This is a genomic window from Microbacterium flavescens, assembly GCF_018588945.1.
GTDB classification, from domain to species: domain Bacteria; phylum Actinomycetota; class Actinomycetes; order Actinomycetales; family Microbacteriaceae; genus Microbacterium; species Microbacterium flavescens.
In genome coordinates this window covers 190,837-212,605 of the sequence record NZ_JAFIWA010000002.1, presented here as the reverse complement: position 1 = coordinate 212,605, position 21,769 = coordinate 190,837, and the positions used below count along the sequence as shown (strand labels likewise).

At 70.6% G+C, this 21,769-nt stretch carries 27 protein-coding genes; 15 read left to right on the top strand and 12 right to left on the bottom strand.

Features of this window, described 5'->3' with window-relative positions:
- Position 1: 1 nt before the first annotated feature.
- Positions 2-859 carry an SDR family NAD(P)-dependent oxidoreductase gene (locus JX005_RS04660; RefSeq protein ID WP_214466265.1) on the bottom strand — a complete coding sequence of 286 codons (858 nt, stop codon included), beginning with the start codon at positions 857-859 and terminating at the stop codon, positions 2-4.
- 104 nt (positions 860-963) lie between these two features.
- Here JX005_RS04660 and JX005_RS04655 point away from each other — a divergent pair, with 104 nt between their 5' ends.
- The gene (locus JX005_RS04655; protein ID WP_214466264.1) at positions 964-1,113 is read left to right on the top strand and encodes a hypothetical protein; all 150 of its coding nucleotides are present in this window, start codon (positions 964-966) and stop codon (positions 1,111-1,113) included.
- Between the two features lie 127 nt (positions 1,114-1,240).
- Positions 1,241-1,708, top strand: coding sequence for a peptide-methionine (R)-S-oxide reductase MsrB (gene msrB, locus JX005_RS04650; protein WP_214466263.1), 468 nt, complete (start codon positions 1,241-1,243; stop codon positions 1,706-1,708).
- Between the two features lie 35 nt (positions 1,709-1,743).
- On the opposite strand, the gene JX005_RS16355 is transcribed toward msrB, so the two are convergent.
- Complete coding sequence (locus tag JX005_RS16355; protein WP_214466262.1) at positions 1,744-2,703, bottom strand: NAD(P)-dependent alcohol dehydrogenase; 960 nt, start codon at positions 2,701-2,703, stop codon at positions 1,744-1,746.
- A gap of 185 nt (positions 2,704-2,888) precedes the next feature.
- Here JX005_RS16355 and msrA point away from each other — a divergent pair, with 185 nt between their 5' ends.
- Entirely contained in the window at positions 2,889-3,443 is a 555-nt protein-coding gene (msrA, locus tag JX005_RS04640; RefSeq protein ID WP_214466261.1) for a peptide-methionine (S)-S-oxide reductase MsrA, read from the top strand.
- Positions 3,444-3,511: 68 nt separating this feature from the next.
- On the opposite strand, the gene JX005_RS04635 is transcribed toward msrA, so the two are convergent.
- Complete coding sequence (locus JX005_RS04635) at positions 3,512-4,123, bottom strand: dihydrofolate reductase family protein (protein WP_214466260.1); 612 nt, start codon at positions 4,121-4,123, stop codon at positions 3,512-3,514.
- 75 nt (positions 4,124-4,198) lie between these two features.
- On the opposite strand from JX005_RS04635, the gene JX005_RS04630 reads away from it, so the two are divergent.
- From JX005_RS04630 to JX005_RS04615, 4 genes are all read left to right on the top strand, one after another.
- Complete coding sequence (locus JX005_RS04630) at positions 4,199-4,702, top strand: winged helix-turn-helix transcriptional regulator (RefSeq protein ID WP_214466259.1); 504 nt, start codon at positions 4,199-4,201, stop codon at positions 4,700-4,702.
- Positions 4,703-4,740: 38 nt separating this feature from the next.
- Positions 4,741-5,319 carry a DUF2510 domain-containing protein gene (locus JX005_RS16015; protein WP_246533554.1) on the top strand — a complete coding sequence of 193 codons (579 nt, stop codon included), beginning with the start codon at positions 4,741-4,743 and terminating at the stop codon, positions 5,317-5,319.
- A gap of 97 nt (positions 5,320-5,416) precedes the next feature.
- On the top strand, positions 5,417-5,911 hold the full coding sequence (locus tag JX005_RS04620) for a DUF2243 domain-containing protein (RefSeq protein WP_214466258.1): 495 nt from the start codon (positions 5,417-5,419) through the stop codon (positions 5,909-5,911).
- Complete coding sequence (locus JX005_RS04615; protein ID WP_214466257.1) at positions 5,908-6,726, top strand: cytochrome c oxidase assembly protein; 819 nt, start codon at positions 5,908-5,910, stop codon at positions 6,724-6,726. Before JX005_RS04620 ends, JX005_RS04615 begins: the two co-directional genes overlap by 4 nt.
- Positions 6,727-6,771: 45 nt before the next feature.
- Here JX005_RS04615 and JX005_RS04610 read toward each other — a convergent pair whose 3' ends face one another.
- The 4 genes from JX005_RS04610 to JX005_RS04595 form a co-directional block, all read right to left on the bottom strand.
- Positions 6,772-7,347: a hypothetical protein gene (locus tag JX005_RS04610; protein ID WP_214466256.1), complete on the bottom strand. Its 576-nt coding sequence runs from the start codon at positions 7,345-7,347 to the stop codon at positions 6,772-6,774.
- A 19-nt stretch (positions 7,348-7,366) separates the two neighbouring features.
- Positions 7,367-8,512 carry a zinc-dependent alcohol dehydrogenase gene (locus JX005_RS04605; protein ID WP_214466255.1) on the bottom strand — a complete coding sequence of 382 codons (1,146 nt, stop codon included), beginning with the start codon at positions 8,510-8,512 and terminating at the stop codon, positions 7,367-7,369.
- A 99-nt stretch (positions 8,513-8,611) separates the two neighbouring features.
- A complete protein-coding gene (locus JX005_RS04600; protein ID WP_214466254.1) occupies positions 8,612-10,285 on the bottom strand; it encodes an ABC1 kinase family protein in 1,674 nt (557 codons plus the stop codon).
- A gap of 52 nt (positions 10,286-10,337) precedes the next feature.
- Positions 10,338-10,907 carry a PadR family transcriptional regulator gene (locus tag JX005_RS04595; RefSeq protein ID WP_214466253.1) on the bottom strand — a complete coding sequence of 190 codons (570 nt, stop codon included), beginning with the start codon at positions 10,905-10,907 and terminating at the stop codon, positions 10,338-10,340.
- Positions 10,908-11,299: 392 nt separating this feature from the next.
- On the opposite strand from JX005_RS04595, the gene JX005_RS04590 reads away from it, so the two are divergent.
- The 3 genes from JX005_RS04590 (at position 11,300) to JX005_RS04580 (ending at position 13,264) form a co-directional block, all read left to right on the top strand.
- A complete protein-coding gene (locus tag JX005_RS04590; RefSeq protein ID WP_214466252.1) occupies positions 11,300-11,503 on the top strand; it encodes a cold-shock protein in 204 nt (67 codons plus the stop codon).
- Between the two features lie 101 nt (positions 11,504-11,604).
- The gene (locus tag JX005_RS04585; protein WP_214466251.1) at positions 11,605-12,684 is read left to right on the top strand and encodes a DNA polymerase IV; all 1,080 of its coding nucleotides are present in this window, start codon (positions 11,605-11,607) and stop codon (positions 12,682-12,684) included.
- A gap of 106 nt (positions 12,685-12,790) precedes the next feature.
- The gene (locus JX005_RS04580) at positions 12,791-13,264 is read left to right on the top strand and encodes a DUF2510 domain-containing protein (protein WP_214466250.1); all 474 of its coding nucleotides are present in this window, start codon (positions 12,791-12,793) and stop codon (positions 13,262-13,264) included.
- Between the two features lie 27 nt (positions 13,265-13,291).
- Here JX005_RS04580 and JX005_RS04575 read toward each other — a convergent pair whose 3' ends face one another.
- Positions 13,292-14,866: a molybdopterin-dependent oxidoreductase gene (locus JX005_RS04575; protein ID WP_214466249.1), complete on the bottom strand. Its 1,575-nt coding sequence runs from the start codon at positions 14,864-14,866 to the stop codon at positions 13,292-13,294.
- Between JX005_RS04575 and JX005_RS04570 the strand changes: the two genes are divergently transcribed.
- Positions 14,865-15,398, top strand: coding sequence for a gamma-glutamylcyclotransferase family protein (locus JX005_RS04570; RefSeq protein ID WP_214466248.1), 534 nt, complete (start codon positions 14,865-14,867; stop codon positions 15,396-15,398). The two genes, JX005_RS04575 and JX005_RS04570, sit on opposite strands and share 2 nt — an antisense overlap.
- A gap of 166 nt (positions 15,399-15,564) precedes the next feature.
- On the opposite strand, the gene JX005_RS04565 is transcribed toward JX005_RS04570, so the two are convergent.
- From JX005_RS04565 to JX005_RS04555, 3 genes are read right to left on the bottom strand one after another with little or no spacing between them, the layout of a single operon-like run.
- Positions 15,565-16,059 carry a metallophosphoesterase family protein gene (locus JX005_RS04565; RefSeq protein ID WP_214466247.1) on the bottom strand — a complete coding sequence of 165 codons (495 nt, stop codon included), beginning with the start codon at positions 16,057-16,059 and terminating at the stop codon, positions 15,565-15,567.
- Positions 16,056-16,673 carry a GyrI-like domain-containing protein gene (locus JX005_RS04560; RefSeq protein ID WP_214466246.1) on the bottom strand — a complete coding sequence of 206 codons (618 nt, stop codon included), beginning with the start codon at positions 16,671-16,673 and terminating at the stop codon, positions 16,056-16,058. The genes JX005_RS04565 and JX005_RS04560 overlap by 4 nt, the downstream gene beginning before the upstream one ends.
- A gap of 34 nt (positions 16,674-16,707) precedes the next feature.
- Positions 16,708-17,208, bottom strand: coding sequence for a DUF427 domain-containing protein (locus JX005_RS04555; protein WP_214466245.1), 501 nt, complete (start codon positions 17,206-17,208; stop codon positions 16,708-16,710).
- A 113-nt stretch (positions 17,209-17,321) separates the two neighbouring features.
- On the opposite strand from JX005_RS04555, the gene JX005_RS04550 reads away from it, so the two are divergent.
- The gene (locus tag JX005_RS04550) at positions 17,322-17,924 is read left to right on the top strand and encodes a flavodoxin family protein (protein WP_214466244.1); all 603 of its coding nucleotides are present in this window, start codon (positions 17,322-17,324) and stop codon (positions 17,922-17,924) included.
- Here JX005_RS04550 and JX005_RS04545 read toward each other — a convergent pair.
- A complete protein-coding gene (locus tag JX005_RS04545; RefSeq protein WP_214466243.1) occupies positions 17,909-19,348 on the bottom strand; it encodes a dihydrolipoyl dehydrogenase family protein in 1,440 nt (479 codons plus the stop codon). The two genes, JX005_RS04550 and JX005_RS04545, sit on opposite strands and share 16 nt — an antisense overlap.
- A gap of 178 nt (positions 19,349-19,526) precedes the next feature.
- On the opposite strand from JX005_RS04545, the gene JX005_RS04540 reads away from it, so the two are divergent.
- From JX005_RS04540 to JX005_RS04530, 3 genes are read left to right on the top strand one after another with little or no spacing between them, the layout of a single operon-like run.
- Positions 19,527-20,351, top strand: a complete 825-nt coding sequence (locus JX005_RS04540) for an ABC transporter ATP-binding protein (RefSeq protein WP_214466242.1) — start codon at positions 19,527-19,529, stop codon at positions 20,349-20,351.
- Positions 20,348-21,022: an ABC transporter permease gene (locus JX005_RS04535; RefSeq protein WP_214466241.1), complete on the top strand. Its 675-nt coding sequence runs from the start codon at positions 20,348-20,350 to the stop codon at positions 21,020-21,022. The genes JX005_RS04540 and JX005_RS04535 overlap by 4 nt, the downstream gene beginning before the upstream one ends.
- Positions 21,019-21,750: an ABC transporter permease gene (locus JX005_RS04530; protein WP_214466240.1), complete on the top strand. Its 732-nt coding sequence runs from the start codon at positions 21,019-21,021 to the stop codon at positions 21,748-21,750. The genes JX005_RS04535 and JX005_RS04530 overlap by 4 nt, the downstream gene beginning before the upstream one ends.
- The last annotated feature ends 19 nt before the right edge of the window (positions 21,751-21,769 follow it).

Sequence of the window (21,769 nt, the reverse complement as noted above, 5' to 3'; positions counted from 1 at the left end):
CCTACCCAGACGCATCCGGCCTCGGGCCGCTCGCGCCCGACAACCCGACCATGGCCGCGCTCTCGTCCCACAAGCGCTTGGCCAGCACCGGATCGGATGCCGCGGCCGTCGTGCGCGCGATGCGGTTCTTCGCGTAGTACGCCCCCGGCTCCCAGTCGACTCCGGGTGTGCCGAGCGCCAGCCAGGTCAGGCGCGAACCGCCGACCTCGTGGGAGTCGAGCAGCGGCCGCGTCAGCCGGCTGGTGTAGAACCAGCGGATGACGCCGCGAGACGTGCCCGCGAACCCGCTGCCGATCACCCCCGGGTGAAACGCGACAGCATTCACCCCCGCACGCGAGCGGCGGCGGTGGAGCTCTTTCGTGAAGAGCAGGTTGGCGAGCTTGGCGTTGCCGTACGCTCCGCCGGCCGAGTACCGGCGTTCCCCCTGCAGGTCGTCGATGTCGAATCGCGCGAAGGAGCGCGACGCCTCGCTCGAGGTCTGGATCACCGATGCGCCGCTCTCGCTGAGGCGGTCCAGCAGCAGGTTCGTGAGCAGGAACCCCGCGAGGTGGTTGACCTGGAACGTCTGCTCGAACCCGTCGACGGTCACCCGGCGCTCACCCATGATGCCGCCCGCGTTGTTGGCGAGCACATCGATCCGCGGATAGCGGGCGAGCAGGGTCGCGGCGAGCGCGCGCACCTGGGCGAGCTCGGCGAAGTCGGCGACGAGTCCGTCCACTCCCAGCTCGCTCGCCATCGCCCCGGTCTTCTCGGAGCTGCGGCCGACCACGACCACGCGCTCCCCCGCCTCATGCAACTGCCGCGCAGCCGCGGCGCCGATCCCGTCGCTGGCTCCGGTGATGACGATGGTGCGTGGCACATGGCCTCCTCGCTCGTCCGTTCAGGCTAGTCCCGCGTCGTGGCGGGCGGCGCGAGCCGGTCAACCCCCTTCACAGCACTCCGCGGCTCGCGTCGGATGGAGTCATGACCGACGCGACGCTGCCACCCAACGAACCCGACCCGGAGCCCGACACGACCGACGCCGCCGAGGCGGACGACATCGACGACGAACTCGATCCCGAGGACGCCCCGGTCATGATCGAGGAGGACCGGGTGGAGGACACCCCCGCCTGACGGCCCCCTCGACCATCCGCCCGAACTCCTAGCCGGCTCCCAGCTTCACGGGACCAAACCCGCCCCTCCAGCGGTTCTCTTCACTGACGCCGCAGCCAGCGACGCCGAAACCGAAGGGAGCGGACCCATGGACGCCCACGACTACCGCAAGACCCCCGAGGCCCTGAGCGGCCTCACCGACACCCAGTACCGCGTGACGCAGAGCGACGCCACCGAGCCGCCCTTCCGCAACGCCTACTGGAACAACCACGAGCCCGGCATCTACGTCGACGTCGTCTCGGGTCAGCCGCTGTTCTCGTCTCTCGACAAGTACGACAGCGGCACCGGCTGGCCGAGCTTCACCCGGCCCATCGAGCCCGACGCCGTGACGACCAAGACGGACCGGACGCTGTGGATGACCCGCACCGAGGCACGCTCCTCAGGCGCCGACAGCCACCTGGGGCACGTCTTCGACGACGGGCCGAGGGATGCCGGAGGCCTGCGCTATTGCATGAACTCCGCCGCCCTCCGATTCGTCCCGGTGGCCGAGCTTTCCGAGCAGGGGTACGGCGCGTACCTCACGCTCTTCGAGGAGACCTCGAGCCCGCAGGCGTAGCCGATCCCGGGCCGTCCCGCCCAGCGGGGCGGCCCTCACTCGCCGCGGACCGCTACGACGACCTTGCCCATCGCGTGACCCTCGCCGTGCCACGCGAGCGCCTCCGGGACGCGCTCGAGCGGGAACGCGCGATCGATGTGGATGTCGATCGCACCGGCGGCGGCGAGCTCGGCCACCCGCGCGAAGCCCGCCGGCCCCTCATGCACGATGAGCAGCCCGAGGTGCCGGCGGGTGAACCTGCCGAGGAGCGCGCCGATCGTCACCATTCGCAGGACCGTGCGGCTCGTCCCACCGACCACGACGCATCGCCCGCCCTCGGCGAGAGCCCGGCGGTAGGCGAACACCGACCGGTGCGCGACGAGATCGACGATGAGGTCGTAGGGGCCGGTGCGAGTGAAGTCGACCTGCCGGTAGTCGAGCACCTCGTCGGCTCCCAGCGCACGCAGGAACGACAGCTTCCCGGCGTTGTCGACGGCCGTGACATGCACGCCCTCGGTCTTCGCGAGCTGAACCATGAACGATCCCGAGCCTCCGCCGGCCCCGTTGATGAGCATGCGCGAACCGCGCGCGGCGAGCGCTGCCGCCTGGGCGGCGATCGCCCCGGCCTGGGGCACGGTCGACGCCTCCGCGAACGACAACTCGGGCGGCTTCCGCGCGAGCGCCGACTCGGGGGCCGCCACGTACTCGGCGAACCCGCCCATCTTCGAGAGGTTGTCGCCGAAGACCTCGTCGCCGACCGCGAACTCCGCGACGCCGTCGCCGACCGCCACGACCCTGCCGGCGACGTCCGATCCGAGCACCTTCCGTCTGGGTCGGAACAGCCCGCCGATGCGGGCGTATCCCGGGCTTCCGCGCAGGCCCTCCCAATCCGAGAGGTTGATCGACGTCGCGACGACCTCCACGAGAACCTCACCTCGCGCGGGCACAGGCACAGCGATGTCCCGAAGTTCGAGCCGCTCAGGCCCGCCGTACCGCTCGTAGACGATCGCACGCACGCGCCCACTCTACGGAGGGCCCGTCGCGGGCGCGCGGCGCGGGAACTCACGGCCCGCTCCCAGCTTGCCGGGACCAAAACGGACCACCCGGCCGTTCACCTCTATGACGCCGCAGCCAGCCGCGTCCGTCGGATCCCTGAGACACTTGTCTCGGGCCCACGCACCACTCCACGAAGGAGCTTCACATGACCAGCGGACCTTTCGACACGGGAGAGATCACCCGCACCCCCGGCGCCGAGACCGCCGTCCTCGCGGGCGGCTGTTTCTGGGGCATGGAGGACCTGATCCGCCGTCAGCCGGGCGTGCTCGACACGCGCGTCGGCTACACCGGCGGCGAGAACGCCCACGCGACCTACCGCAAGCACCCCGGCCACGCCGAGGCCGTGGAGATCGTCTTCGACCCGAACGAGACGTCGTACCGCGACATCCTGGCGTTCTTCTTCCAGATCCACGACCCGTCGACGCTCAACCGTCAGGGCAACGACATCGGCTCGAGCTACCGCTCGGCGATCTTCCCGCTCTCCCCCGAGCAGGAGCGGATCGCCCGCGAGACGATCGCCGACGTCGACGCCTCCGGACTCTGGCCGGACAAGGCCGTCACCTCGATCGAGCCCGCCGGACCCTTCTGGGAGGCCGAGCCCGAGCACCAGGACTACCTGATCACGTACCCGAACGGCTACACCTGCCACTTCCCCCGCGCGGGATGGGTGCTGCCCAAGCGCGCCGAGACCACGGCGTAAAAGAGCGAAGAACAGCGGATGCCGCGGCCCTCTCGGGTCGCGGCATCCGCTGTCTTGTCGACCCGGCGTCAGCCGCCGATGCCGGTGCGCAGGACGCGATAGCGAACGTGGGTGGCCAGTGAGACCGGCCGCGCCGAGATCTGCTCGAGCGCGATGCCGGACAGCCCTTCGAGCGGGCGCAGCCCCTCGCCCAGGATGGACGGCGAGATCTGCAGCATGAGCTCGTCGACGAGCCCGGCCCTCAGGTACTGGTTCAGGGTGCTCACCCCGCCCGCGATGTGGACCGTACGATCGCCTGCGGCGTCGCGCGCGCGGTCGAGCGCCTTCTCGATCCCGTCGGTGACGAAGTGGAACGTCGTGCCGCCCTCCATCTCGATGGAGTGGTGCGGATGGTGCGTGAGCACGAAGACAGGCGTGTGGTACGGCGGGTTGGACCCCCACCAGCCGCGCCAGTCGCGATCCCATTCACCGCGGACCGGGCCGAACATGTTGCGACCCATGACGTACGCCCCCGCCGACACGATGTCGTCGATCTCGGCGCGGCTCTCCTCGGGCGTCTCGAACATCCAGCGGTGCAGCGCCTTCTCGGGGACGTCGCCGAACGGGCGCTCCTCGGTCTGGTTGCGCCCCGCCCCGATGCCGTCGAGCGAGAGGGACATGGTCCCGATGACAGTTGACATGACGACCTCCGACTGATTGTGATCTGCAACTGGTTTTCCCACCATAGGACCATCCGGTTGTAGAGTGCAAGCAGTATGGCCGACACACAGCGCTCCGGATGCCCGATCAACCTCACGGTGGAGGTGATCGGCGACAAGTGGTCCCTGCTCGTGCTGCGCGACATGATGTTCGGCAATCGCCGGCACTTCCGCGAGCTGCTCAACGGCTCCGAGGAGGGCATCGCGTCGAACATCCTCGCCGACCGTCTGCAGCGGCTCACCGAAGCCGGGCTCGTGACGCGCACGCCCGACCCGTCGCACAAGCAGAAGGTCGTCTATTCGCTCACGGAGCCGGCTATCCAGCTCGTGCCCGTGATGGCGGCGCTCGGGTCGTGGGGTCGCCGGCACCGCCCTGCGTCCCGCGAGCTCTCGATCCGCGCCGAGCTGCTCGAGCGCGGCGGTCTCGAGATGTGGGATGCCTTCATGGACGAATTGCGCGTGCAGCACCTGGGCGCTCGTCCGGTGCCGGGCGCCCGCTCCGTGCTCGAGGAGCTGACCGCCGCCTACCGCGCCGAGGCGGACCGGGCGAAGACCGCCTGACCCTCGCCCGGCAGGGGCGGTCCACGTACGCTCTTGCCATGGCGACGCAGGCGGAGGCCGGCTGGTACGACGACGGCACGGGCAGACAGCGCTGGTGGGACGGCACGCGCTGGACGGAGCACTTCGTCGACCTCGGCGAGCGTGACATCGAGCTGCACACCGACGCCGCTCCCCCGGTGAGCACGGCGTCGGCCCCCGGGTGGTACGACGACGGGCGCGGCCGGACCCGCTGGTGGGACGGCACGCGCTGGACGGATGCCGCGCGCTTCAGTGGCGACGAGGAGTCGCTCGCGGGCGTCGTGGTCGACGGCCGCTGGATGCACTTCGGCGCGTCCAGCCAGCCCGTCGCCGGCGCGCGCGCGGAATGCGCGACGGGGGCGGACCTGCTGAGGCGCGGAAGCCTGGCCGCGCCGGCGACCGCTCGCACCCTGCTCGGACCGTTCGGCCCGATCACCCCTCGCCTCCTCAAGCGCGCCGTCGCGCTGACGGCGCTCTACCTCGTCGTCCAGGCGGCTGGTGAGGTGTGGCTCGCAACCGTGCCCGCCGGGCAGGAAGCCGCCGCCGGACGCTTCGCGACCTGGATCAACACCGTGTCGGACCACTACCGCTACCGCTGACCCCGCCCTAACGTGCACATCTCCCGCACGCAAGGCCCATCTCGACCCTGCTGATCGAGTGCTGTACTGACGAGATCATTCTGGAGAGGACGGTGCGATGGAAGATCGATGGAAGGATGCCGCGCCCCGGCCGCTGCCGGCGCGCAATCTGTGGTCGGGGGTGCTGTTCGGCGTGGGCGCGATCGCGTTCGTCGACGAGGCGGTGTTCCATCAGCTGCTGCACTGGCACCACTTCTACGACCTCTCCACGACGGACATCGGGCTGGTCTCGGACGGGCTCTTCCATGCGCTGAGCTGGTTCGCCACGATCGCGGGACTCTTCCTCCTGGCCGACCTGCGTCGGCGTCGCGCGCTGCACTGGCCGCGCTGGATCGGCGGCGTGCTGCTCGGCGCCGGCGTCTTCCAGCTCTACGACGGCGTGGTGCAGCACAAGCTGCTGGGCATCCACCAGATCCGCTACGTCGATGATCTCCTCGTGTACGACGTGGTGTGGATGGCGGTCGCCGTCGCGATGATCGTGGCCGGAGTGGTGATCGCGGTCCGGACGCGCCACAGCGCGCCCGCACCGGCGCCGGAGGTCGCGGCCGGATGACCGCGCATTCGGTCCACACGTCCGACGGCGCGGGGGTGCTCGACGCTCTGCTCGTGGGCATCGCCGTGGCAGCGGTACTGGCGTACCTCATCGGCGTGACGGTCTCCCGTCGCCGCGGACGGCCGTGGCCCTGGGCGCGAACCGTGCTGTGGTGCGCCGGAGTGGGCGCGGGCGCGGCATCCGTCATCGGTCCGCCCGCACACGCCGCGCACGACAGCTTCGTGGCGCACATGACCACCCACCTGCTCGCGGGCATGGTCGCGCCGCTGCTTCTCGTGTGCGCGGCGCCGGTCACGCTCGCCCTCCGCGCCCTGGCGGTGACGCCCGCCCGCCGGCTGTCCCGACTGCTGACCAGCGCCCCGGCCCGTTTCCTGACGCATCCGGTACCCGCGCTCGTGATCAGCGCCGGCGGCCTGTGGCTCATCTACGTGACGCCGGTGCTCGGTGCCATGCAGGAGTCGGTGCTCCTTCACGCTGCCGTGCACGCGCATCTGCTCGCGGCCGGCTTCCTCTTCACCGCGGCCGTGCTGAGGGTGGATCCGCATCCGCGGCCGGCGTCGCCGAAGCTGACCGCGGTGGTGCTCGTCCTGGCGCTCGCCGCGCACGGAATCCTCGCGAAGCACCTCTACGCCTCTCCCCCTCCCGGATTCGACATGGCCGACGTCCACGCCGGCGCCCAGCTGATGTACTACGCGGGCGCGTGGGCGGAGGCCGTCGTCATCGTGATGTTCTGCGCGCGCTGGTATCGCGACGCCGGTGTGCGCCTCGCCCGTGCCGGGGTCACCGCGTCGGCGCCCGGCGTGGCCCGCGGCTGACGGGTCGAAACAGCGCGGCGGGGTGCCGCGGGGGCGCTCCGGTCGCTACGAGCGCCGGCCCAGGCGTGCGACCATCCGCACGGCCTGGAACACCAGGCCGGCGGCCAGCACCCATGGTCCGACGACGAGGATCGGGTCGAGCCACGCGTGCTTCATGTCGACCCGTCCGGGGCGGAGCCTCGACGAGATGGGATGGCGACCGCGTTCGCCGAAGATGCCGGACTGCGTCACGGGATCGTCGGGGCGGGTCGTGAGGAACGACCGGAGGTGGGCGCCCGTGGATTCCACGCGGTCGCCGGCGAGGAGGAGCAGCCAGTGAGCCGCCTGGCCCTCGCTGTAGCGGTCGTAGGCGTAGCGGCGGATCGCGCCCGAGACGCCGCGCAGCGGCTGCGCGGTGCCGAAGACGGGCGTGAGGCGTTCGTGCTCGACGGACTTCTCGCGCTCGGAGGTCCAGTTCTGCTGCTCCGGCATCGTCCAGTGGGCACCCGTGGCGATTCCCGGCTGCTCGCGCGGGAACGCGGGCCGGTCCTCGGGATCGACGTCGGCTCCCCACCCCGGGATGCGTGCGCGGAGCTCCTCCGGGTCGTGGTGCCCGCCCGGCTTCTGTGCGGTGTACGGCATGGGTTTCTCCTCTGTCCGATCAGGAAGCCGGGACGACGACCGGCTTGATGATGTCGTCGAGCTTCGCCGAGAACACGTGGTACGCCTCGGCGATGTCGTCGAGCGGGAAGCGATGGGTGATGAGGTCGCTCGGCTTCACGTAGCCGGCGCGGATGTGGTCGAACAGGCGCGGCCACTGGCGCTTCACCGGCGCCTGGTTCATGCGCAGGGTGAGGCCCTTGTTCATGGCGTCGCCGAACTTCACGGCGCTGAACATCGGCCCGTAGGCGCCCATGACCGATACCGTGCCGCCCTTGCGCACGGAGTCGATCGCCCAGTTGAGCGCCACGGGCGAGCCGCCCTGCAGCTTGAGCTTCGCCGAGGTCACGTGCTGGAGCACGTGGCCATCTGCCTCGGCGCCCACGGCGTCGATGGCGACATCGGCGCCGAGCCCCTCGGTGAGGAACTTGAGGTCGCGCACGATGTCCCCCACCTGTCCGAAGTTGACCGTCTCGGCGTACGCGAACTCCTCCGCCTTGCGAAGGCGATAGTCGAGGTGGTCGACCACGATCACGCGTCCCGCGCCCATGAGCCAGCACGAGCGCGCCGCGGCCAGCCCGACCGGACCCGCTCCGAACACCACGGCGGTGTCACCCTCTTCGATATCGGCGATCTGTGCCCCGAAGTAGCCGGTCGAGAACGCGTCCGTGAGCAGGAGCGCGTCCTCATCGGAGATGTCGTCGGGGATGACCGCGGGTCCGACGTCCGCGAACGGGACGCGCACGAGCTCCGCCTGGCCGCCGTCGTAGCCGCCGGTGGAGTGCGAGTAGCCGTAGATCCCTCCGATGGCCGTCGCGTTCGGGTTGACGTTGTGGCAGTTGGAGTACAGCCCGCGCGCGCAGAAGAAGCACGAGCCGCAGTAGATGTTGAACGGGACCAGCACGCGATCACCGACCGAGAGGCTCTGCACGGAGCCGCCCACCTCGACGACCGTCCCGACGAACTCGTGGCCGAACGTATGGCCGACTCGCGTGTCGGGCATCAAGCCGTGGTACAGGTGCAGGTCCGATCCGCAGATCGCGGCGAGCTCCACGCGCACGATCGCATCGTTCGGATGCTCGATCACCGGCTCGGGCTTGCTCTCCACGCGGAGCTTGTACGGTCCGCGATAGGTCATGGCCTTCATGCGTCGCCTCCACAGAAAATCGTGAAAGGCCACCTTCTCCCCCGGGGAAGATCCTGCCGAGGGGGTTGCGCGCGAGCGGGCAACCTGGCAGACGAGGCGCTACCGCCGCCCGAAGCCCGAGAACACCGCGTGCAGGAGCGGCAGCACCGACACGACCATCAAGGCGGTCCCGGCCACCGGTTCATCGGGTCGCAGCACCGCGCCGCCGATGAACAGCCCCGCGAACAGCACAGCCGACACCGCGCGCCGCACCACCCGCTCGAGCGCGCGCATCCGCTGCTCGGCTTTCGGCGAATCGACGCTCAGCCGACCCTCCTCCAGCCGCGTGACGACGTCGTCGAGTCGGCGGGGAAGCCGGGCGGCGATGCCGGCCACCGCCGCGGCCTCGCTCGCGACGGCCCGCACGACGTTGCCCCGCTCGTCGCGGGTGAGCTGTGCCGCGTAGGGCTCGACGGCATCCCACATGTTGAACTCCGGCTCGAGCGAGCTGCACATGCCGGACGTGAGCGAGACGGCGCGCACGATCAGCAGGAAGTTCTCGGGGAGCTGGAACGGCAGCGAGCGGATGACGTCGCCGAACTCCGTCGCGAACGCCTGGAACTCGCGCGGATCCACCTTCTGCAGCTCGGCGAAGCCCATGCCGCCGAAGCGGGCGAACAGGGCGGTCATGGCCCGCTCGAGCTCGGCCGTGTCGGCGGACGGCAGCAGCATGCCGACATCGCGGATGCTGTCGATCAGCTGCTTGCCGTTGCGCGACGCGACCGCGATCACGACGGCCTGGAGGTCATGCCGCAGCCGGTCGGGGACCTCGCCCATCATGCCGAAATCGATGAACGTCAGCTGCCAGGGCCGATCCGCGCCCGGCGTCGGGGTGACGAAGATGTTGCCGGGGTGCGGGTCGGCGTGGAAGTAGCCGTCGCGGAACAGCTGATCGAGCATCACGGTCGCGAACTCGGACGCGACCTCCGAGGAGTCGATGCCGGCGGCGCGCAGTCCGTCGATGTCGTTGATCTTGACGGCGGTCACGTCCTCGAGGGTCAGCACGCGCCGCGTCGAGCGCTCCCACGCGATCTCGGGCACCCCTACGCGCGGGTCGTCAGCGAAGTTCTCCGCGAAGCGGGCGGCATTGCGCGCTTCGTGCAGGTAGTCGATCTCCTCGCGGCTCGTCGCGGCGAACTCCTCGATGAGCACCGGCAGATCGACGTGGTCGGCGACGACCTTCACTCGGTCGAGCCATCGCGCGACGCGGCGCAGCGCTGCCAGATCGACGTCGACGATCGCCTCGATGCCCGGACGCTGCACCTTGATGACGACGTCGGCGAACCCCGTGTCCGCAGCGTCGTCCGGCGACAGCCGACCGCGGTGTGCTTGACCGAGGGATGCCGCGGCCACCGGCACCGGATCGACCGAGGCGTACACGCTCTCGAGCGGCGCCCCCAGCTCCGCTTCGGCGAGCGCGCGGATCGCGGCGAAGTCGACCGGCGGCACCTCGTCCTGCAGGCCCTCGAGCTCCTTCGTGATCTCGGGTGGCAGCACATCGAGGCGCGACGACATGAACTGGCCGACCTTGATCATGAGGCCGCCCAGCGACACCGCGAGGGTGTGGAAGCGACGAGCGAGCACGCGGAGTCTCTGGGCACGGCCACGTGCGGCCAACCGCGAGAGGCCGATCCGCGGCAGGAACAGCTCGAACCACCACGCCTGCACCATGTAGCGGGCGGCGAAGCGCAGGATGCGACGATAGCGGGCGCGCGAAGTGCCGGCGTCGGCCATCGAGGCTCCCTGTGTCGGGACGGACCCGGGCCGACGGTCCGTCGGCATCCGGTCAGTCCTGGGCGAGGATCGAGTAGAGCTTACGACGCGCCTCGTCGAGGATGTCGACCGCCTGCTTCACCTGCTCCGGAGACCCGCTCGTCGCCACCTGGGCGGCGGCCTGCGCGAGCTTGGCACCCGCCTTGGGCAGCGCGGTGGAGCGGGCGGCATCACGCCGGCTCGAGCTCTCCCACGGTGCGGACTTGCCCTCGGCCTCTGCTGCCTCGGCGCGGCCCGCCTCCGTCAGGGAGTACGTCTTCTTGCCGCCCGCCTCCTCGGCGGTGATGAGGCCCTCGTCGGCGAGGAGCTGCAGGGTCGGGTAGACGGAGCCCGGACTGGGCTTCCACGTGCCTCCGCTGCGCTCTTCGATCTCATAGATGATCTGGTAGCCGTGCATCGGCCGTTCGGCGAGCACGGCGAGCACCGCAGTGCGCACGTCGCCGCGCCCCATGCGTGGGCCCACGCGCTGCTCGAACATCTCGCGCAGCTGGTCCATGGCCTCGAACAGTCCCCCGCCCGAGCGGGCTCCGCCCTGGCCGCGCTCGCGCGGACCGAACCAATCTCCCGTGAACGAATCGCTCATGACGACCTCCTTGGAATGGCGTCACCGATATACCGGCGATACTCAACGATATATCGTTGAGCGCTCGGCGACCAGGCCTCCGCACGCTTCCGAACCTGGCCAGAGGAACGTATGGTCAGCATGTGAGAGATTCGCCGTGCTATGGTGAGTCGCCCACTCGGGTCATGCGTCGATTTCCACTCTGCCTCACCGCGCAGCAGCAACAGCCTGACGCCCGGATCGTCTCCGACGTCCGATGGCCTCCCTCCACCCGCGAACGTTCACCGCTCGCCTCAGCACTCGGCTCCTCGCCTCCGCGAGAGTCATCCCGACCCCCACCCGTCCGCTCCGTACACGTCGGAGCGGCACACCGGTCGCCTCCGGGCGGCCCGCAAAGTAGAAGGAAAGACACGATGGCCACTGGCACCGTGAAATGGTTCAACTCCGAAAAGGGCTTCGGCTTCATCGCTCCCGATGATGGCGGCGCCGACCTGTTCGCGCACTTCAGCGCGATCACCGGCGAGGGCTACAAGGAGCTCCGCGAAAACCAGAAGGTCGAGTTCGAGGCGGAGCGCGGCCCCAAGGGCATGCAGGCCGCCAACATCCGGCCCCTCTGATCCACCGGTCAGCCGGGGCGCGTCACGCGTCCCGGCCGGCCAGGCGGCCCTGATCCATTCGGGCTCGCCGAACGTCGTAACCGCGCGCCACACTGGAGCGCATGAGCGACCCGCACCACCCGTGGGTGCTGCACGTCGATCTCGACCAGTTCATCGCTGCCGTCGAGATCCTGCGGCGGCCCGAACTCGCCGGCCTGCCCGTCATCGTCGGTGGCCGGGGCGATCCCACTGAACGCGCCGTGGTGTCCACCGCGTCCTATGAGGCGCGAGCGTTCGGAGTCGGCTCCGGGATGCCGCTGCGCGTCGCCGCCCGCAAAGCCCCCGACGCCGTCATCCTGCCCGTGGACGCCCCCGCCTACACCGAGGCATCGGAGCAGGTCATGGCGACTCTCCGCGCACAGCCCGGAGCGGTCGTTCAGGTCCTGGGCTGGGATGAAGCCTTCGTCGGCGTCACGACCGACGACCCCGAGGCGTACGCCGCCGCCATCCAGCGCGCGGTGCTCGACCGCACCGCGCTGCACTGCAGCGTCGGAATCGGCGACAGCCTCGTCCGCGCGAAGAACGCCACCGACTTCGGCAAGCCGCGCGGCACCTTCCGTCTCACCGCCGACAACTGGCTCGAGGTGATGGGCCACCGGCCCACGATCGAGCTCTGGGGCGTCGGCAGCAAGATCTCCAAGCGCCTCGCGGCCCACGGCATCGTCACGGTCGACGACCTCGCACGCGCCGACGAAGCGGTGCTCGCCGCGGAGTTCGGTCCCAAGATGGGGCCGTGGTACCGCCAGCTCGGACGCGGCGACGGTTCCGCGGTGGTCGACGACACCCCCTGGGTGGCGCGCGGCCACGGGCGTGAGACCACCTTCCAGCAGAACATCGTCGAGCCCGCCGACATCGAGCAGGCGGCACGCGAGCTGGCCGCGCAGGTCCTCGACGACGTCGTCGCCGAAGGGCGCCCCGTCGTGGGCGTCGGCCTGAAGGTCCGCTACGCGCCGTTCCTCACGAAGACCTTCGTGCACAAGATCCCCACGACGTTCGACCGCGACACCGTCGTGGCCGAGATCCTCCGGCTCGTCGGGCGCATCGAACCCGGGCGCCCGCTGCGGCTGCTCGGCGTGCGCGCAGAGATGCAGATGCCGGACGACGCGAGAGAAGGGCACACGCCGACGCGCAGCGGCTGGTGAGGGCGTCGCGCGTCGACGCGGGACGAGACGCGGGGTGGCGGCATCCGCTACTCTCCATTTCAGAGCGGTTGGGGAACCGCGAAGGATCACTCGTACTGGGGAGACTATGAGCGACCGCAATTCTGCCGAGGGTGTTCCGCCAGGCTGGCTTTTCGACGCCGAGACCGGGCGGACCCGGTGGTGGGACGGCGCGCGCTGGACCGACCTCGTGAAGCCGCTCGATCCCGTCGTGCGCACCTCGCCCGCCTACACGCCGATGCCCGCCGGCGGGGTGGCGTACTCGGGCGCACCGTCGTCGAGAAACGCCGCCGCCACCGCGGCGATGCTCTTCGTCGTGCTGAGCGCGCTCGCGCTCGCGGCCGGCATCTGGCTGACCGGCGGACTGGACCCCTCGGCGATCACCGTGCTCGCCGTGGTCAACGGGCTTCTGGTGACGCTGGCTTTCGCCCTCTCGGTTGCGGCGCTCGTCATCTCGATCCAGCGACCCACGCGCAAGGCGGTGGCCATCGTCGCCCTGATCGCCTCGTCACTGCTGCTGAGCGTCCTGATCTTCCGGCTGCTCGACGGCTTCGCCGGGTGAGGCGCCGGGGCGCGGCATCCGCTCGTCTCATGTGACGCGCACGAGCGTGCGCTGCCAGCCGGACGAGCCGTCGGGCGCGATCGGCGCGCGCTCCTCGACCTGCAGCTCACCTGCGCGATCGACGGCTCGCACGGTGATGTCGTGGCTGCCCTCCGCGGCGTCCCACTCGAGGAACCATTGCACCCAGGTGTCGTCGTTGACCGCGGAGGAGAGCGTCGCGCGCTGCCAGTCGCCGTCGTCGACCTTGACCTCGACCCGTTCGATGCCCACGGTCTGCGCCCACGCGACGCCCGCGAGCACGACCGCCCCTGCAGCGACGGGTTCGCCGGTGCGGGGCGTGTCGAGCCGTGACGAGAACTTGATCGGAGCCTGGGCGCTGTAGCCACGGGGCGTCCAGTACGCCTCGTCGGCCGCGAAGGTCGTGACCTTCAGCTCCGTCAGCCACTTGGTCGCGGAGACGTACCCGTAGAGGCCGGGAACGACCATGCGCACAGGGAAGCCGTGCTCGAGCGGCAGCGGCTCGCCGTTCATCGCCACCGCCAGGATCGCGTCACGTCCCGCGTCGGTCAGCGCTTCGAGAGGAGTGGATGCCGTGAACCCGTCGATCGACCGCGACAGGACCATGTCGGCTCCCGCCTGCGGGCCGGCGAGGGCGAGCACGTCCCGCACGGGAACGCCGAGCCACTTCGCGGTGCCGAGCAGGTCCCCGCCGACCTCGTTCGACACGCAGGTGAGGGTGATCGAGTACTCGTCCAGCCCCATCCCGACCAGGTCGTCGAAACTCAGCTCGACCCGCTCGCCGACCATTCCGTCGATCGTCAGGCGCCATGCCGACGGGTCGATGGCGGGAACCGTGAGCGCGGTGTCGACCCGGTAGAAGTCGGCGTTGGGCGTGTAGAGCGGCGAGAGTCCTGGGATGTCGAACTCGGCGCCTTCCGGAACCGTGACCGTCGATCGCGGTTCGGGCAGCCGGAGAGCCTTTCGCACCGCGGCGATCGACGAGACGGCGACGTTCGTCGCGCGCGCCGCGATGCCGACGATCAGTGCCCCCGCTCCGGCGACGCCGATGATCTGGAAGAAGCGGCGCCGATCGATGCTCTCAGGCCGCGACGACGAGTCGGTGAGGGTCTCGGGGGCCTGGGCTGCGGCCGCCCAGCGGCGGAGCCGGCCGACGGCGAGCACCAGGACGGCCGACCCGGCGACCGCTCCGAGGAGCGGCGGAAGCCACGCGAGCTCCGAGGCGCCCTGCCGCGTGACGATGGCCGCGATCGAGAGGGCTGCGGCGACCCCGAAGGCGATGACGCCCAGCGGCGGGCGCAGATACTGGAGCACGCCCGCGACGGCGGAGGCCACGACGACGGCGAGCGCCAGCCCGAGGAGCAGGGCGATCTTGTCGTACTCGCCGAACGTCGAGATGGCCAGCTCCTTGAGCGGCTGAGGCACGATGTCGATGACGAACGAGCCCACGGCGAGAATCGGGCTGCTCTCCCGCGCGACGACCAGCGCCGCGACTTCGGCGACCGCCAGGAACACGCCCGCGCCGACGATGCCGGCGAGGGCGCTCAGCGCCAGGAGCCCTGCGGCGCGGCGTCGATCCGACATGACTGCTCCTCACGCGCAGGGGCCGTCCCCGCACGCACTGTTCGGCGCGACGGGCAAGACGGATTGCGCGGGCACGTCCATCGCGAGTGGTGGCCGGGCTGCGGCATCCGCTCTCCTGACTACGGTGGGTGCCATGACGTTCCCGCCGCCCGCCGTGCCCCTGTTCGTGTACGGCAGCCTGCGTCCGGACATGGCGCTGTGGGGTGCGATCAGCGAGCACGTGATCGAGGCGCACCCGGCCACGCTGCGAGGACGCCTGTTCTGGGACGCCGGCGGCGAATGGCCGGTGCTCGTGCTCGACGATGCGGGCGGTGTCGTGCACGGCGAGGTGCTCTCCCTGCGGCCGGGTGACGCCGTGAACCGCGTGATCGTCGACGAGGAGCTGCGGTACGGCTACGACGCCCGCTGGCTGCCGGTCGCGACGGATGCCGGCGAGCGCGAGGCCCTCGTGCTGGTGTGGAACCGCGCCACGGGGCTCGGCCCCGAGATCCCCCACGGCGACTTCGTGCGCGCGACCGCGGAGCGGTCCTAGCCGCCGCGGCTCCGCATCCGCCGCTCGACCGCGCCGAATGGTTGCCCGGCGCACCCAGGCATCGCGGAACGGCGCGGTCGAGGCATCCCACCCCCTGGTCAACCGCGCCGAATCTTGCAGCGCCCCTTCACTGGCCCGCACAATGGCGCGGTTGAACCACCCGGGCTCAGAGCACGACGAGCTGCACGTCGCGCAGGGCGCCCGCATCGACCACGACCGTCATCATCGTGTGGTGCGGCTGGCGGCGGCGATCGGTCGGCGAGCCCGGATTGAGCAGCCTGAGGCCGCGCGGAGTCGTCGTGTCCCACGGGATGTGGCTGTGCCCGAACACCAGGACGTCGTCGTCGGGATACGCGTCGTCCATGCGCACTTCCCGTCGGCGGGCGTCGCCTGTCTCGTGCACGACGGCGAACCGCACGCCCTCGATCTCGCGTCGCGCGACCTCCGGAAGCCGCTCCCGCAGGTCGGGTCCGTCGTTGTTGCCGAAGACGCCCAGAACCTCGCCGTGCTGCTCGAGATCGTCCAGGACGGATGCCGCGACCCAGTCGCCGGCGTGCACGACGAGGTCGGCCGCGTCCGCGGCGCGCAGGAGCGCGGCAGGCAGAGTCCGCGCCCGGCCGGGGATATGGGTGTCGGACACGAGCAGGAGCCGCGTGGTCACGCGCCGCCGCCCGCCGCGTCGGCGACGGGCTGGCGCAGGATCGTGCGCAGCTTCGACGGGTCAGTGCGCCGGATGTCGCTCAGGTAGATCTCGTGATGACGGCCGGTCATGCGCAGGCCCTGCGCCGGGATGAACTCGTCGTGCATGCGCTCGAGGACGGGGCCCTCCTCGTCGAAGGGTCCGAGATGAAGCGTCTGCACGCACCGCCCCTCCTCCAGCGTCTCGAGCCGAAGCCGGTCGATGGCGGGAGCGTCGGATGCCGCCGCAACGGCTCGGTCGAAGTGGTCGGACGTCGTCCAGTCGGGGACGAGGATCATCGCGGTCCAGTCCCAGCGCGACTTGTCTCGGTCGCTCGTGTACGACGCCATGTCGTCGGACCACCACAGCGCCTCGAGCGGCATCACGACGTAGTCGCGGTCGAGCTCCTTCTTGCTCATGAACTTGAGCTTGTAGGCGACGGGGAAGAGCGTCGAGACGGCGTCGGCGTAGGGCTGATCGTTCGGATCGCCGTGACCGTCGATCATGAGGTAGCGGAGCGCCGGCACGTCGATCACGTCGAACACCCCGCGGCGTGCGGAGTAGGCGGCGAGCTCTTTCTTGAGGTCGGTCTTCATGTCGCGACCAGGGTAGCCGCGGCGGCCGACGCGGTCACCAGCCCATCGACCCCGGGACGCCCTTGAAGGGTCCGGCGACACGCGACGTCACCCACCCGCCGTAGAAGCCGCCCGGCTGCGGCTCGACCAGCTCGCCGTCGACCTCGCACGCGTCCATCGGCCGGGCGTACACCGCCACCCGATCGGCGAGCAGCTCGAAGCCCGGCGCAGGGTCGGGGTAGTTCCAGGCGGCGCGCTTCGCGGCGGCGCTGCCGCCGATCACGTCGAAGTAGCGCGCGCCACCCTTGAACTCGCAGAACGAGCCGCCCGACGTCGGCACCAGCGCTCCGTCGGCGAACGCGGCGATGGGCAGGTAGTAAACCGGCGGGTGGCTGGTCTCGAGCACGCGCACCACGTCGTCGGTGTCGACGATCGTGGCGCCTCCGAACCGGATCACCACACGATGCGCGGCCCGCTCTACCCGGGGCGGACGCGGATATTCCCACACCGATTCCTGGCCGGGCGCGACGGGAGCAGGTGCGGGGTGACGGGTCATCGACTCAGCGTAAGCGCGGCAGAGCGGGGTAGGGGTCGCCGGTGAGGACGTCAAGACCCTGCCGCCCGCGCGTCCGCCGCACATAGCCTGCGAGGATCGACGAAGGGACCATCATGCTCCGTGCGCTCGCGCTCAACTGCACTCTCAAGCCCTCCCCCGCGGAATCCAGCGGCGACCTCATGGCCCGGCAGGTGCTCGACGCCCTGGCGCCGTACGACGTCGAGGGCGAGATCGTCCGCGTGGTCGACTTCGACGTCAAGCCCGGTGTCGAGGCCGACATGGGAGACGGCGACGAATGGCCCGGCATCCGCGACAAAATCATGGCCGCAGAGATCCTCGTGTTCACGACGCCCACCTGGATGGGCCACATGTCGAGCGTCGCCCAGCGGGTGCTCGAGCGCCTCGACGCGGAGCTCTCGGCGACCGATGACGAGGGCCGCCCCGTTCTCGCCGGCAAGGTGGCCGTCGTGGCGGTCCTCGGCAACGAGGACGGTGCCCACGCCATCATCGCCGACACCTACCAGGCTCTCGGCGACGTCGGCTTCAGCATCCCGTCGCAGGGCGGGGTGTACTGGAACGGCGAGGCGATGCACACGACCGACTACAAGGACCTGCCGGAGACCCCCGAGAAGGTCGCGAGCACGACGCAGACGCTGGCGCGACACGCAGCCCACCTGGCGAAGGTGCTCCGCGATCAGCCCTACCCGGCGCCCTGAGCCTCAGCGCGCCCGTACTCCTCGAGCCAGCGCAGCCACACCTCGCTCACGGTCGGGTACGACGGGACGGCGTGCCACAGTCGCTCCAGCGGCACCTCGCCGACGATCGCGATGGTGGCGGAGTGGAGCAGTTCAGCGACGTCCGGCCCGACGAACGTCGCGCCGACGAGCACGCGTCGCTCGGTGTCGATGACTGCCCGAGCGCGGCCGCGATAGTGGTCGGCGTAGGTGCTCGCGCCGGAGATCCACGACAGGTCGTAATCGATCACGCGGATGCCGAGGCCGGCCTGCTTCGAGGACGCCTCGGTGTGGCCGACCGACGCCACCTCCGGATCGGTGAAGGTCACCTGCGGGACGGCGGAGTGGTCCGCGGTGGCGACGTGCGCCCCCCATGGTGCGTCCTCGACCGTGCGGCCGAGGGCTCGGGCGGCGATCACGTCACCCGCCGCGCGCGCCTGGTACTTGCCCTGGTGCGTGAGGAGCGCCCGGTGATTGACATCGCCGACCCCGTACAGCCAGTCGACGCCGCGGACGCGCAGGGTGTCATCGACGTCGAGCCACTCGCCGGGCGCGAGACCGACGGTCTCGAGCCCGACGTCGCCGGTGCGCGGCACCCGGCCGGTGGCCACGAGCAGCTCGGCGGCGCGCACCTCGGAGCCGTCGGAGAGGTTCAGCACGACGTCACCGCCTGCCTCGCGCTCGACCCGCTCGACCTCGACCTCGGTGCGCACGTCCGCGCCGGCCCCGCGCAGCGCGGCCGCGACCGTCTCGCCCGCGAACGGCTCCATGCCGCCGAGCAGGCCCGAACGGGCGACGAGCGTGACCCGCGTGCCGAACGAGGTGAAGAGCGTCGCCATCTCGCTGCCGACGACTCCGCCGCCGAGGATCGCCAGCGACGCCGGCACCTCGCGAACCGCGGTCGCGTCACGGCTCGTCCAGGGCGCGGCATCCGCGAGTCCCGGGATGTCCGGCAGCAGGGCGGCGGATCCGGTCGACACGACGACGGCGTGCTTCGCGATCAGGTCGGTCGTGGTGCCGTCGGCGGCCTCCACCGTCACTTCGCGCTCCGCGGTGATGCGGCCGTGGCCGCGCACGAGCTCGATGCCGGCTCCCTGCAGCCACTCCACCTGCGACGTGTCGTTCCAGTCGTAGACGATCGCATCGCGGCGGCGCAGCGCCGCAGCCACGTCGACACCGCGCGTGACCGCCTGCTTCGCGCCGTCCACGTCGCGCGCCGCCCGCAGTGCCGCGCCGCTGCGCAGCAGCGTCTTCGACGGCATGCACGCCCAGTAGGAGCACTCTCCGCCCACGAGCTCGCTCTCGACGACGACGACCGAGAGTCCGCCCTGCTTCGCGCGATCGGCGACGTTCTCGCCGACGGGTCCTGCTCCGATGACGATGAGATCGAATTCCCGAGCTGCCATGCGCCCACGCTAGCGGCGCCCCGGGACGGTGGGCGAGAGCGGTCGCATCTCGTGCGGGACCCATCCGCTTCCCCGGCGGCGCCGAACACTGGAGAGTACTGCAAGGAACGAGGTTCCGCCCGTTCCGCCCCGATGTCGCAGACCTGTGGTTGGCTGGGAAACCCGCCGAAAGGACAGCATGGCGATCGAGTTCCGATCCGTCTCCAAGCGGTTCGCCGACGGCACCCTCGCGGTCGACGACTTCAGCCTCGTCATGCCCGCTCACAAGACGACCGTCCTGGTCGGCTCCTCGGGGTGCGGCAAGACGACGCTGCTGCGCATGATCAACCGCCTCGTCGAGCCCACGAGCGGCGTGATCGCCATCGACGACGAGCCGATCTCGGGCCGCGACCCCGTGAAGCTGCGGCGAGGCATCGGGTACGTGCTGCAGAACGCGGGCCTGCTCCCCCACTTCACGGTCGTCGACAACATCGCGACGGTGCCGGTGCTCTCGGGTGTCGCGCGCAGCGCCGCGCGCCGGCGGGCACTCGAGCTGATGGATGTCGTCGGCCTCGACCGCTCACTGGCCGACCGGTATCCGAGCCAGCTGTCGGGCGGTCAGCAGCAGCGCGTCGGCGTCGCCCGCGGGCTCGCGGTCGACCCGAACATCCTGCTCATGGACGAGCCGTTCGGCGCCGTCGACCCCATCGTGCGCAAAGAGCTGCAGACCGAGACGCTGCGGCTGCAGAGCGAGCTCGACAAGACCATCGTGTTCGTCACGCACGACGTCGATGAGGCCTTCCTGCTGGGCGACCAGGTCGTCATCCTCGAGAAGGGCGCGAAGATCGCCCAGGTCGGCACTCCCGACGAGATCATCGAGAACCCCGCCAGCGACTTCGTGGCCAGCTTCATCGGGGCCGAGAAGGGAACCCGGGCCCTCCGCCGCAAGGAGACCCCGCGCGGCGCGGTCGTGGTCGACGAGTCCGGGCGCACGCAGGGGGTGCTCGTGGAGGACGGCTCGTGAGCTGGGTGCTCGACAACATCGACCTGATCTGGAGCCTGTCGCTCGACCACCTCCGGCAGAGCCTCATCGCGATCGTCCTCGGCTTCGCCATCGCCGTGCCGATCGGCTGGGCGGCGTTCCGCTACAGCGCGGTGCGCGGGCCCACGCTGGCCACGGTCGGCCTGCTCTACACGATCCCGTCGCTCGGACTCTTCGCGGTGCTCGCGGCCGCGTTCGGCATCCCCCTGCTGTCCGAGACGAACCTGATCGTCGCGCTCACGATCTACGCGGTCGCCATCATGACCCGCTCGGTGACCGACGGGCTGGCGTCGGTCGACCCTGTGACGCGCGAAGCCGCGGTGGCCGTGGGGTTCGGTCCGTGGCGCCGCTTCTGGACGGTCGATTTCCCGCTGTCCGGCCCGGTCCTGCTGGCCGGCCTGAGGGTGACCGCGTCGTCCACGATCTCCCTCGCCACCGTCGGCATCCTCATCGGCGTGCAGAACCTCGGCTACCTGTTCACGAACGGCTCGCAGCGCCGAATCATCCCGGAGGTGCTCGCCGGCGTCGTGGCCGTCGTGGTGATCGCGATCGTGATCGATCTGCTCCTCGTCGTCGCGGGCCGGCTCCTCATGCCCTGGAACCGGCGACGGCCGACGCGCGCCGAGCGCGCCCTGCGGGCGGTGACGGCATGAACTTCTTCATCGAGGCCTTCGCCTGGATCTTCTCACCCGAGCGGCTGAGCGGCTCGCTGCCCCTTCCGACCGCGATCGTCCAGCATCTCGCCTTCACATTCGGCTCGGTGCTGATCGCGTCCGTCATCGCGATCCCCGCCGGCTGGGCGATCGGCCATACCGGCCGCGGCCGGGAGTTCGCGGTCTTCCTGTCGGGCGCCGCGCGCGCGCTGCCCTCGCTCGGTCTGATCGTGCTGCTCTACCTCGTGTTCGGGGTCTCCCTCAAGACCGAGGCCGCGGTCACGGCGTTCGTGCTCCTGGCGATCCCCTCGCTGCTGGCCGGCGCGTACGCGGGGTTCGAGGCGATCGACCGCACGGTGATCGACGCCGGCCGTGCGATGGGCATGACGCCATGGCAGATTCTGTGGAAGGTCGAGGTGCCGCTCGGCCTGCCGCTGCTCATCGGAGGCCTGCGGACGGCCACGCTCCAGGTCGTCGCGACGGTGACGATCGCCGCCTACGTGGGCTTGGGCGGCCTTGGCTACTACATCCTCCAGGGCATCCCCCTGCGCGATTTCCCGCAGATCCTCGGCGCTTCCATCGTCGTCATCGCCCTCGCGCTCGTGCTCGACGGCGTCTTCGCGCTGCTGCAGCGCGTCGTCGTCCCGCGCGGTGTCGCGGCGAGATTCCAGACCCCTCAACGTTCCCCCGGGGTGCGCACGCGCGCCGTCGCGAGCACACCCGCCTGACCCTCACCACAACCGGAGG

Coding starts and splice junctions, on each gene's coding strand:
- JX005_RS04600 (WP_214466254.1), bottom strand. CDS start 10,285: ATGGCCGACGCCGGCACTTCGCGCGCCCGCTATCGTCGCATCCTGCGC.
- JX005_RS04585 (WP_214466251.1), top strand. CDS start 11,605: ATGAGCGACCCGCACCACCCGTGGGTGCTGCACGTCGATCTCGACCAG.
- JX005_RS04610 (WP_214466256.1), bottom strand. CDS start 7,347: ATGCCGTACACCGCACAGAAGCCGGGCGGGCACCACGACCCGGAGGAG.
- JX005_RS04615 (WP_214466257.1), top strand. CDS start 5,908: ATGACCGCGCATTCGGTCCACACGTCCGACGGCGCGGGGGTGCTCGAC.
- msrA (WP_214466261.1), top strand. CDS start 2,889: ATGACCAGCGGACCTTTCGACACGGGAGAGATCACCCGCACCCCCGGC.
- JX005_RS04575 (WP_214466249.1), bottom strand. CDS start 14,866: ATGTCGGATCGACGCCGCGCCGCAGGGCTCCTGGCGCTGAGCGCCCTC.
- JX005_RS04570 (WP_214466248.1), top strand. CDS start 14,865: ATGACTGCTCCTCACGCGCAGGGGCCGTCCCCGCACGCACTGTTCGGC.
- JX005_RS04580 (WP_214466250.1), top strand. CDS start 12,791: ATGAGCGACCGCAATTCTGCCGAGGGTGTTCCGCCAGGCTGGCTTTTC.
- JX005_RS04530 (WP_214466240.1), top strand. CDS start 21,019: ATGAACTTCTTCATCGAGGCCTTCGCCTGGATCTTCTCACCCGAGCGG.
- JX005_RS04550 (WP_214466244.1), top strand. CDS start 17,322: ATGCTCCGTGCGCTCGCGCTCAACTGCACTCTCAAGCCCTCCCCCGCG.
- JX005_RS04620 (WP_214466258.1), top strand. CDS start 5,417: ATGGAAGATCGATGGAAGGATGCCGCGCCCCGGCCGCTGCCGGCGCGC.
- JX005_RS16015 (WP_246533554.1), top strand. CDS start 4,741: ATGGCGACGCAGGCGGAGGCCGGCTGGTACGACGACGGCACGGGCAGA.
- JX005_RS04590 (WP_214466252.1), top strand. CDS start 11,300: ATGGCCACTGGCACCGTGAAATGGTTCAACTCCGAAAAGGGCTTCGGC.
- JX005_RS04635 (WP_214466260.1), bottom strand. CDS start 4,123: ATGTCAACTGTCATCGGGACCATGTCCCTCTCGCTCGACGGCATCGGG.
- JX005_RS04545 (WP_214466243.1), bottom strand. CDS start 19,348: ATGGCAGCTCGGGAATTCGATCTCATCGTCATCGGAGCAGGACCCGTC.
- JX005_RS04555 (WP_214466245.1), bottom strand. CDS start 17,208: ATGACCCGTCACCCCGCACCTGCTCCCGTCGCGCCCGGCCAGGAATCG.
- msrB (WP_214466263.1), top strand. CDS start 1,241: ATGGACGCCCACGACTACCGCAAGACCCCCGAGGCCCTGAGCGGCCTC.
- JX005_RS04605 (WP_214466255.1), bottom strand. CDS start 8,512: ATGAAGGCCATGACCTATCGCGGACCGTACAAGCTCCGCGTGGAGAGC.
- JX005_RS04560 (WP_214466246.1), bottom strand. CDS start 16,673: ATGAAGACCGACCTCAAGAAAGAGCTCGCCGCCTACTCCGCACGCCGC.
- JX005_RS04595 (WP_214466253.1), bottom strand. CDS start 10,907: ATGAGCGATTCGTTCACGGGAGATTGGTTCGGTCCGCGCGAGCGCGGC.
- JX005_RS04630 (WP_214466259.1), top strand. CDS start 4,199: ATGGCCGACACACAGCGCTCCGGATGCCCGATCAACCTCACGGTGGAG.
- JX005_RS04540 (WP_214466242.1), top strand. CDS start 19,527: ATGGCGATCGAGTTCCGATCCGTCTCCAAGCGGTTCGCCGACGGCACC.
- JX005_RS04655 (WP_214466264.1), top strand. CDS start 964: ATGACCGACGCGACGCTGCCACCCAACGAACCCGACCCGGAGCCCGAC.